Annotated in this window: 9 protein-coding genes and 1 pseudogene; 1 reads left to right on the top strand and 9 read right to left on the bottom strand. The window is 42.5% G+C overall.

Going from position 1 to position 8970, the window contains the following annotated elements:
- From QM717_RS03545 to QM717_RS03530, 4 genes and pseudogenes are all read right to left on the bottom strand, one after another.
- Nucleotides 1–776, bottom strand: a pseudogene (locus QM717_RS03545) (T9SS C-terminal target domain-containing protein); the annotation flags it as partial.
- Between the two features lie 332 nt (nt 777–1108).
- On the bottom strand, nt 1109–2881 hold the full coding sequence (locus QM717_RS03540; RefSeq protein WP_415034898.1) for a DUF4832 domain-containing protein: 1773 nt from the start codon (nt 2879–2881) through the stop codon (nt 1109–1111).
- Between the two features lie 305 nt (nt 2882–3186).
- On the bottom strand, nt 3187–3831 hold the full coding sequence (locus tag QM717_RS03535) for a nucleotidyl transferase AbiEii/AbiGii toxin family protein (RefSeq protein WP_415034896.1): 645 nt from the start codon (nt 3829–3831) through the stop codon (nt 3187–3189).
- The gene (locus QM717_RS03530) at nt 3831–4289 is read right to left on the bottom strand and encodes a helix-turn-helix transcriptional regulator (RefSeq protein WP_415034894.1); all 459 of its coding nucleotides are present in this window, start codon (nt 4287–4289) and stop codon (nt 3831–3833) included. Before QM717_RS03530 ends, QM717_RS03535 begins: the two co-directional genes overlap by 1 nt.
- 205 nt (nt 4290–4494) lie before the next feature.
- Between QM717_RS03530 and QM717_RS03525 the strand changes: the two genes are divergently transcribed.
- Nucleotides 4495–6378: a hypothetical protein gene (locus QM717_RS03525; RefSeq protein WP_415034892.1), complete on the top strand. Its 1884-nt coding sequence runs from the start codon at nt 4495–4497 to the stop codon at nt 6376–6378.
- A gap of 25 nt (nt 6379–6403) precedes the next feature.
- Here the strand turns inward: QM717_RS03525 and QM717_RS03520 are convergent, their stop codons facing one another.
- The 5 genes from QM717_RS03520 to QM717_RS03500 are packed head-to-tail and all read right to left on the bottom strand — an operon-like array spanning nt 6404 to nt 8933.
- Nucleotides 6404–6727 carry a hypothetical protein gene (locus QM717_RS03520; RefSeq protein WP_415034890.1) on the bottom strand — a complete coding sequence of 108 codons (324 nt, stop codon included), beginning with the start codon at nt 6725–6727 and terminating at the stop codon, nt 6404–6406.
- A 21-nt stretch (nt 6728–6748) separates the two neighbouring features.
- On the bottom strand, nt 6749–7081 hold the full coding sequence (locus QM717_RS03515) for a DUF6527 family protein (protein WP_415034888.1): 333 nt from the start codon (nt 7079–7081) through the stop codon (nt 6749–6751).
- A 4-nt stretch (nt 7082–7085) separates the two neighbouring features.
- A complete protein-coding gene (locus tag QM717_RS03510) occupies nt 7086–7823 on the bottom strand; it encodes a ThiF family adenylyltransferase (RefSeq protein WP_415034886.1) in 738 nt (245 codons plus the stop codon).
- A complete protein-coding gene (locus QM717_RS03505) occupies nt 7820–8263 on the bottom strand; it encodes a DUF6791 domain-containing protein (RefSeq protein WP_415034884.1) in 444 nt (147 codons plus the stop codon). The genes QM717_RS03510 and QM717_RS03505 overlap by 4 nt, the downstream gene beginning before the upstream one ends.
- Nucleotides 8238–8933 (bottom strand): multiubiquitin domain-containing protein, encoded by a 696-nt coding sequence (locus tag QM717_RS03500; protein WP_415034882.1) that lies wholly within the window; start codon nt 8931–8933, stop codon nt 8238–8240. The genes QM717_RS03505 and QM717_RS03500 overlap by 26 nt, the downstream gene beginning before the upstream one ends.
- Nucleotides 8934–8970: the final 37 nt, after the last annotated feature.

The raw sequence follows: 8970 nt of genomic DNA, 5'->3' as shown, positions 1-8970 counted from the left end.
CAATAGTCGCCAACCCCATTGTTGTTGTACGATTTATTCCCTGACTGTGGCGAATTCGAATAACCGCCCACAATATAACCCCCGTCAAAAGCCTGCTCGATGCTGCGGATCTCGTCCAGGTATTTCCCTCCGAAGCTTTGTTGCCATTCGGTCTTCCCATCCTTGTCCAGCTTCACGATCCAGTAATCGAGGTTGCCATAACACTTGGTGGCTTTGTCACCACTGTCTTCTGAACTAGACGAACCTCCAAGAATATAACCGCCGTCTTTGGTCTGACTCACGCATTGCAGTTTATCGTCGCCACGCCCGCCGATGGTGCGTTGCCATTGCTCACCACCACCCGCGTCAAGCTTGATGATCCAGAAATCATTGCCGCCCTTGGGTTCATCTTTCTTCTGCTTTCCCTTGGGCGAATCCGAATTGCCCGCGAGCAGGAACCCGCCGTCAACGGTCAGCCGGATGGCCTGCAAAAAATCGGTGCCGGGCCCCCCGAAGCTGCGCTGCCATTCGGGCTCGCCCTTCTCGTCCATTTTCCACACCCAATAGTCGAGGTCACCTTCATTGGGGCTCGTCTTGTTACCTGTCTTTGCCGAAAGCGAACTACCGGCCAAAATAAAACCATAGTCGGCCGTCGGCACGGCATCCATCAAATATTCGGCATGCCTGCCGCCATACGATTTTTCCCAGAGTACATCCTGGGCATATCCAAAACAGGAAATAAAACAGATTGTGCCCACGGCAAGGATACGCCGTGGCAAGGAAATAGGGGTCGCCATATGAGTAATTTAATGTTTGTTTGTTTTGCTGTAGGGCAGCGACAGGAAATAAATTACATGGCGTGTAAAAAAAATTATAGTACGAACAAAACCGTCGAAAAATCGAAATAATTCTATCCGTTAGCCTCTGGCAAGGCGCCCCGGAGTATTCCAAGCAGCATGAAGTGGTATTATACTACTTGTTAAAGTTTGCTAAAATTAGAAATTAAAATTTAACAGACAACTTATCAATGTTAAATTATTGTCTCTGTGTTGCAAAAGTTTTTCGTTTAAAGTTATGTCCAAAATAAAAAACTGCCCAACAAACGTCAGGCAGCTTTAAAACTCAAGGTCTATTGCTTAAATACCCGCAATGCCTTTCTTTCTTGGCCTTGCGTCACAACAACATTGTAGACGCCGGTGGCGAGTTCACCGCCCAACGTAATAGTCTCCGCATCCTTCGCATCCACAGATTGCTGTCCAACCAGCTTGCCCACCATGTCAAAGATTTTTATTGTTACGACTTCCTGTTTGTCTGACGTATCCACATTCAGATCAAAGCTATCACTGAATGGATTACGTGAAGCCGAAACCTCAAAGGTACTCACGGGATCACCCGCAGGCTTGGCCACCACCAAAATAGAATTTTGATTGATCGTAACCGTCCTCAAAAGCCTGTTAAAGCCCCTTGCTGCATCCCATACGTCAATAGTCCCGGCAAGATTGGTGTTCGGGAAACGGATTGAATAATCCACATCGTTAGGTACAAATGAAGGGTCCTGCACCTCGATATATAAATTGTAGGTGCCACCGACTGGCACAGCAGTTCCCACTGGTACGCCGGGGCTGGCTCCCGTCGTCACCAAGCCTGTCAGCCTGCGGAAAAGGTTAAACCCGAAACCGGCGTTCCATGCGCGCACATCGGTCGTATATCCCTCAGCAGGGGTAACACTCGAATCTATCGGCCCCGAAAGGTTTACACGATACAAAAGGTTTGTACTGGTATTCTCCAACACAAGGAATACCCTTCGCGCGTTGAAGACATTCGCGAAACCCTCGTTAACCATCGAAACCGTAAGCACGTTAGTCGTCGTGTTGATGTTCGAACTCATCATCCTGAAGCGATACCCCAACCTGTTGTTGATCTGCATGAAGCAGAGTTCATCAACCCATTGCGCGAGCACATCAGGATGATAGGTAGAATGCATGTGGTTCCAGTGGTAGGCTTCCATCTGCTCAATCGCACCCATCTCCAATATGTTGTTGGCGTCCGGGTCACAGGTCGCCCAATCCTCAAACACCTCGTTCGATTCCCCACCAGTAAATGTATTCCTGCTCTTAACGTTAAGGTAATCACGGTCAGGCCCAGACGGTAGGTCATAGGTTCCATCGTCATCCTCCTCGTGCAAAAAAGCATCGTTATGTGCCGCTGTCCTTGCGAATAGGCTGTTGGTATAATACGGCTTCATCTTGAGCGGCTTCAGGCTGGGAGCAATAAAACGCATAAACTGTGGCTTCCTGAATGCCACCATACGTGTATCGGTCATCCCAAAGACAGCGTTGGCCACGCTAGTGCGGTCGGCCACATTCTGCGCGGTAAGATTGTCGTTGTTGAGGCCGAAATGTGTACTGGTGTGCCACTCTCCCCATCGGCCGATGAACCCGGCCTCGATGCTCGATATTACACCTTCATAGTCCTGGCATACATCCGTCAATTGCGCAATATGGCTCAACACCGTGGCCACAGTCGGCTCGGTATCGCCGGTGCCTCCGTTCCAATAGGAGAACCGCAGTACACATTTCATGTTCCTGCTTCTAAGGTAGACAAAATCGGCCTCCAGCAGGTCGATGAAATCCTGATCGATTGTAGAATTGGCAAAATTATAAGCGTCAAGCCTTACAATCCTACGAACCAGCGATATGTCCGCGGCAATTTCCGTAGGCTGGAGGTCTTCCTCCTCCTCGAGCGGAAGATAATTAAAGGGCCAGCCAGTGTCCCATGAATCGGCCTGGAAAAAGAATCCGCGGTCGGGATTATTGATGGGGCCGTGAAGCGCATTATAACCCAAGGTCTGCGACTGTACCGCCAAGGTACAGAACGCAATCAAAAGCATAAATTTTTTCATCGTTTTGGTTGATTTTAAAGTAAGGCTCGCCTTCGCTCGTCAAAGGCAAGCAATAGCCGTTATTGGTGGTCGCGGCTATACCACTTCATATGGGGGATTGGCCCGATACAATCAGGAAAGCAGATATAAGCATCCGTAACGTCGGCACTTTGCCGACATTAAGTAAAAACGATAAAATAATTTTGAGTAACTGGCCTTGCCCAATCTAAAGCCTGGAGTGGTATTGGCTTATTGACATAAATGTATTGAAAATAAGTTGATTGTTGATTAGGACAGTGTTAAAATTAATAGTTGAGAACAGCGTTTTACAATTCTCCTTCCACAAACGAAACAATATCCAACTTCACCAACTCCCAATGCCTTCCTCTAAGACAATCCGGCTCGAAATCGTCATCGGCCTCATCGAAATCAGTAAAGTTGGCAATCAACAAATCCCGATCGTGACTAAAAGGATAACGCTTTTCATGCAACGCCAACATTTCATCGAAAGAATATTCACCTGAAAGTTCAACAATGTCCCAAAAGTCCTTTTTCCTCCCGCCATTCACAACAATTTCCAATTTCATCGCAATGATTTCCTCCACAGTAGCTATACGGATATTATCGATTACCACCGCATCATTGAAAAAAGAGTCTACATAAAACAAGTCAAGCTTGATACAATCGTCCTCATGGTTTCCTACATAATAAGATTTACCCATCCCAATCACATCATAATCATTGGTGTCAACATATTTATAGGTCTCTCGTAAAAAAGTGTCTATTGCTTCAAAGTCAACACTGCTATATTCTGCATCGGTAAATAAATCAATGTCAACCGACATCCGGTGGCCATAATATAAACTGAGCGCAGTCCCGCCCACGAGCCTGAAATCTTCAAAAGCTTCCGCTTCCATCAATGTGTCGAGGATAGATTTTAATAGAGGCGATACAGTGTTGTAATGAAGCATCACTTAAGAAGGTTTAGTATTTCAGAAACGACATCCTGTCCATAAAATCGCCTGATTTCATTTTTCTCATCCTCATTCCCGCGTTCAAAAACCCTTTTGATGACGGCTTTTTTCTGTTTGTTCCAGTCAATCTTTTCCATTTTGGTGTCCCAAAATAAAATGGGCCTTATGATAGACAAATCGGGATGCGAATTATTGCGCTTCCTTTTTTCCTTTTCAATATCATAGTAAACTTGAAGAATCATAAAGTAACCTTCTTCAAGCCCCAGTATATGCTCAATCTTTAAGGCCAATGCGGTATTCATGTCGCGTTTGCCTTTAGTAATGGCCCCTATAGTCTGTGGGTACTCTTGTAATTGCAAGGCAAAGCTGCCTTTTCGCAATTGGCGGTCTTTTAGTTCGCGCTCAAGTACAAAGCCTGGGTGTATGCCTTTTAGTATGGAAATTTGTTGTTTCATTTTTCAAAAATAAACAAATTTGTTTACATAAAAGCATTAATGTTTTATAGAATATAAAATATAAGCATTTTCTGCCTTTAATGTAAATTTTAAAGCCTTTAAACGTTATTATTTTAAAGTTCATCGACATTATGGTTTTCCCTATTGTCACATAAAATTAATTTAAGATAATTGTTAATGTCATAACATTATTTAATACATAGAGATGAACATTGATAAAATATATGAACTCCGAAAAAACTTTACAATAATCGCGTTAACTGGTCGCACAGGATCAGGCTGTACGGAAGTTAGCAATCGTCTTAAAGAAGGATTTAGTCTCGACAACTCGATTTTCAAGCATCCAGATACAACGAGTATCTCACATAATTCATATAGAAAATATAGAATCGTTTATAATTATGCCAAAGAGAATTTTAAGAAGCATATCCATATTTCGTATAAAAATGTGTTGCTGATTTTTGTTTTGCAACGAAATTTCGAATGCTTTACAGAATTTACAGCCAATCGTTATTTGGAAGCTGAATTTAAGAGGACTGGATTGGATGAACTTGTTGATTTTTCGCAAGAGGTTAAAGAACTTAGAAAACTAGAACATAGGTTTGATGAATTGCATCAAAATGTGTTTGACATATTTGAATTGAAAAAAGATAAATATGTGCAACTGAAAGATTTTTTCTGTTCTCCAAAGTTTATTGAATTTGCAGAAGAATTCAATGAATGCTTGCAATCAATGTCTAAAACTAAAAGAAATAAACTTCTCCAAGTTATTGGCAATAATATTCGTATGACGGGAGATTATTTAAATTTTAACGACAAAAATTTAAATTCTTTATTTACTATTGCTGACTTGATGAATAATATCATTAAAGAATTTCATAAGGAGAATAAAAAAGCAGAGCACTCAACAGAAATAGTAATCGACTCGCTCCGAAATCCTTTGGAAATAATGTTTTTTAGACAAAGATTTTCTGCATTTTACACTATTGCGATTAATCGGGACGAGAGGTATCGGATTAAAGAAATTGAGAAAAGATATAAAGCTGACGAACTTGGCTTTATCGAAAGACTGATGAATGAAGAATATAAACCAAAACATTCCAAGGAATTTTACAGACAAAATGTATCGGCTTGTATTCAAAATGCAGACATCCATTTATCTTTCAAAACTTACGAAGAAATTGATTTCTTGAATGAGAAATACAAGAATGAGAATCATTCACCATATTTTTCCTGGCAAATGCAGTTGTTGAAGTTTATTTCTTTAATTGACCAGCCCGGAATTGTGACTCCTTCTCCTGAAGAAAGATGTATGCAATTGGCATTTACCGCAAAGTATAATTCTGGATGCATTTCGCGGCAAGTGGGGGCTGCTGTTACAGACGCTAATTATTCAATAAAGGCTATCGGTTGGAATAATACACCGGAAGGGCAGGTTCCATGCAATCTGCGCAACGCAAATGATCTTCTCGAAAAGAAAAACGACATCGAAGCATTCACGCCTTATGAAATTGACAATCCAAAATTTCAAGCAGCTTTAAATAAAAGCCTCACTTCTCAAATAGCCCAGCATGGTCAAAACCTCAATGGAAGAAATGTTTGCTTTTGTTTCAAGACTTTAATCAATTCATATTCAGAAGGAAAAAATCAAGTCCATACACGGTCACTTCACGCAGAGGAAAGTGCTTTTCTGCAAATAAGTAAATATGGTGGACAAGGTATACAAGGAGGTCGGCTTTTTACTACAGCAAGTCCTTGCGAACTCTGTTCAAAGAAAGCGTATCAATTGGGCATAAAAACAATTTACTATATTGATCCTTACCCGGGGATTTCGCAAGAACAAATTTTGAAGGCAGGTGCTGCAAAACCAACGATGCGACTTTTCCACGGCGCAATAGGAAATGCATACCATTGGCTATATGAACCATTCATGTCATACAAGGACGAATTGAGTCTTATATTAGAGCAGGATATTAAAGACTTAACCACTTTAAGAGAAGATGAATTGGAGAAAACAAGGTTGGAGCTTGCAGAAAAAGACAACGAATTGGAAGAATTGAGAGCAGAACTTCAAAGGCTAAAAAAATAAAAAGCCGCAACCGCGGCTTTTTATTCTACCATACCCATGAATAATCTGGAAGATGGGAAAGATTATCCTTAAGAACACCATCGTGATTCGTTCGCAAGAATTTTGGATTCCCATCAACTACATGGATATCGCTACCTGCTGACCAAAGTGCAGTTTGATAACTCCAAAGGTATGTTTTGGCTGAATTGTTAGGTTGGTCTAAGAGAGCAACCGTTGAAGCCTTAGTCATTTTAACGGCCTGTCCGAGGACATAACCAGTATTGTCTGCATTTCTAGTTCGTGTATGGACAGCGTAATGAGTAATTACATTGCCTGATTTCCAAACCCCAGAGATTCTATATTCTCCCATTTTTTTTTAATTTTCAAATTATTATTTCTTCTTTTTCTTCTTCTTTCCGAAAAACCATTCCTTCTCCTCGGCATCATTACGCCGTCCACGTTCAATCTGTTCCTGCGACCATTTCGGAGCCATCACAATATCATTTTCTTGAATCCAATAATGTGACCGGCACTCAAAATTCCAGTTCCCAATCGAAGGGTAAAGTGTAATCGTTCTGCCATTAAAAGTAAATTGCCAATCAGTAGGGGTAATCGGCGTGACCACCCTATTACCGCAACCGCAGATGCACAAGTGCACTGCGGTTTTATATGCCACGGTAATATACAGCACACCTTCTTCCAGTTCCGAAGGAATGAATTCCACAAACCTATGCGATATCGAAGTCCTCATTAATCAGCTTTCCAGTATTAATCATGTAAAGACTATTGAACTCCATTTTCAGGTCTTGATAGAACCCGAACATTTTTTTCCAGCGGATCACCGCAAGCATAGCGTTCAAGTTGTTCAATTCCGCGATTTGGATATTCGGGGTGTACTCATTTTGGGCAACTTCATCTTCACCAATCCGGTGTTCAAGATGGTCGTGCTTTTCAGGAGTACCTACCGTTACGCGAATCGTCCCAATCAGGCTTTCATTCACCCGATTGATGCCCATTCCCACGTCAATGAATGGTACTTTCAGTCTAAGCAGCGATTTGGTTATGAAACTTCTCGCCTTATTACTGTCCACACTGATGAAAACGAAATCATAAATCGAAAACTGCTCGATGTTTGTCTCGTTAACATATACAGGGTAGGCTACAATCCCATTTCTCAAATTCGAGTATTCAGCAGCATAATGGTCTACCTTCATCAAATCAGGTTGTTCGAATACCTCGACAGGGAATGCCCCGGGTGCACGAAAAGCATTGTGCAACTGGAAAGTGTCCCCATCAAACAAATGGATTTCCTTAACGTTGGTCTTGGCGACCGCGTCCAATATATACGACCCCGTACCACCAAGGCCGATGATAGCAATTTTCAAACTCTCGAACTTATCGTTCAAGGCAGCGATACCCGCCCGCGAAGAGTTGGTATCTGGATATTTAAACACATCTTCCATCATGCAGCATTTTTAGGTTTACACGTTGCTGTGCAGTCAATTGCTTTGGCGTGACCGCTAAGAATCTCGGCATAGGTATACACTTTCTCGTAGTAGTCGGCATAGCGGCCGCTTTGGGGCTTGCTAGAGAAATGAAAGTTAGCTACGATACCGTTACCCAAGTTTTGGGTGTTGGTATTGAGGATAATCGAATTCAAGGGCTTTCCGTCCACATCGCACGGAGTTTCGCCAATCAAATACATTGTATGATCTTGCATAGTACCGGCTGTCACCGGTGTCCGCAAGGTCAAACTACAAACCAAAGTGCCATAACGCACCTCTTTCGAAGGGTTCACGTAGGGGATATGGTGGACAAGTAAATGCCCACCCTTAATCTCCAATTCGTAACCCGCCTCCCATAATTTCAGGAGGTCTGGGCTATGACTTATCAGTTGCGGTTGCATGGAAAATCATTTTATTTTTAACAAACACAACTGAACCCTTGATCATCGAACCCTCGACATTCTGTTTCGGGCCGTCCTCATAAGTGACGGTGTAAACCATTGTCGGGCTTTGGTTATAAGACCCGAAAGCCAGCACCACCACTTGTTCGAAAGTGATTTTTGGTTCCCCCCAATCCTTCTTTTCGCCGTTGACAAAAATGGACACCTTGAAACCGACCGCCTTCGTATAGAAGCTCTCGATTGCAGGGCGGGCCAAGTCGACTTGGTCTTCGTCCTTGATTAACTTGTCCACATAAGGCTTTTTGTTGTCAAGATAGATTTCGTCGTCGGCATCGATGTTGCCCAGTTGGCGGATTTCTTTTCCGCTGATGAATTGCTCCGGCCACTCAAACAAGTCGCCGTTGATTTTCAACTTGAGCTTCTTCGTAGAATAGAAGTACTCAATGCCGGGACGGGCAAGGTTCACTTTGGTATCATCCAAAATTGGCTCGTCTTCCCAGGGGTCGGTAATTTTCAGATAGATTTTTTCGCCGTCGCCGATTCCGGCAAGTTTGCGAAGTTCGGCACCAGTGATATACTGGTTTTGCCATTGGTACCCTTTTTTATTGATAATCAATTCAAGAGTAGGTTTGCCTTTCAAGGCATCATTGTTTTGATGTAAATTTTCCATCGTAATAACTTTTTTTAGAATAATCTCCTTCATACCT

Source organism: Flavobacterium sp. (assembly GCF_047602195.1).
Lineage (GTDB): Bacteria > Bacteroidota > Bacteroidia > Flavobacteriales > Flavobacteriaceae > Flavobacterium.
The sequence above is the reverse complement of the archived record's forward strand: the minus strand, read 5'-3'. Positions and strand labels throughout refer to the sequence as shown.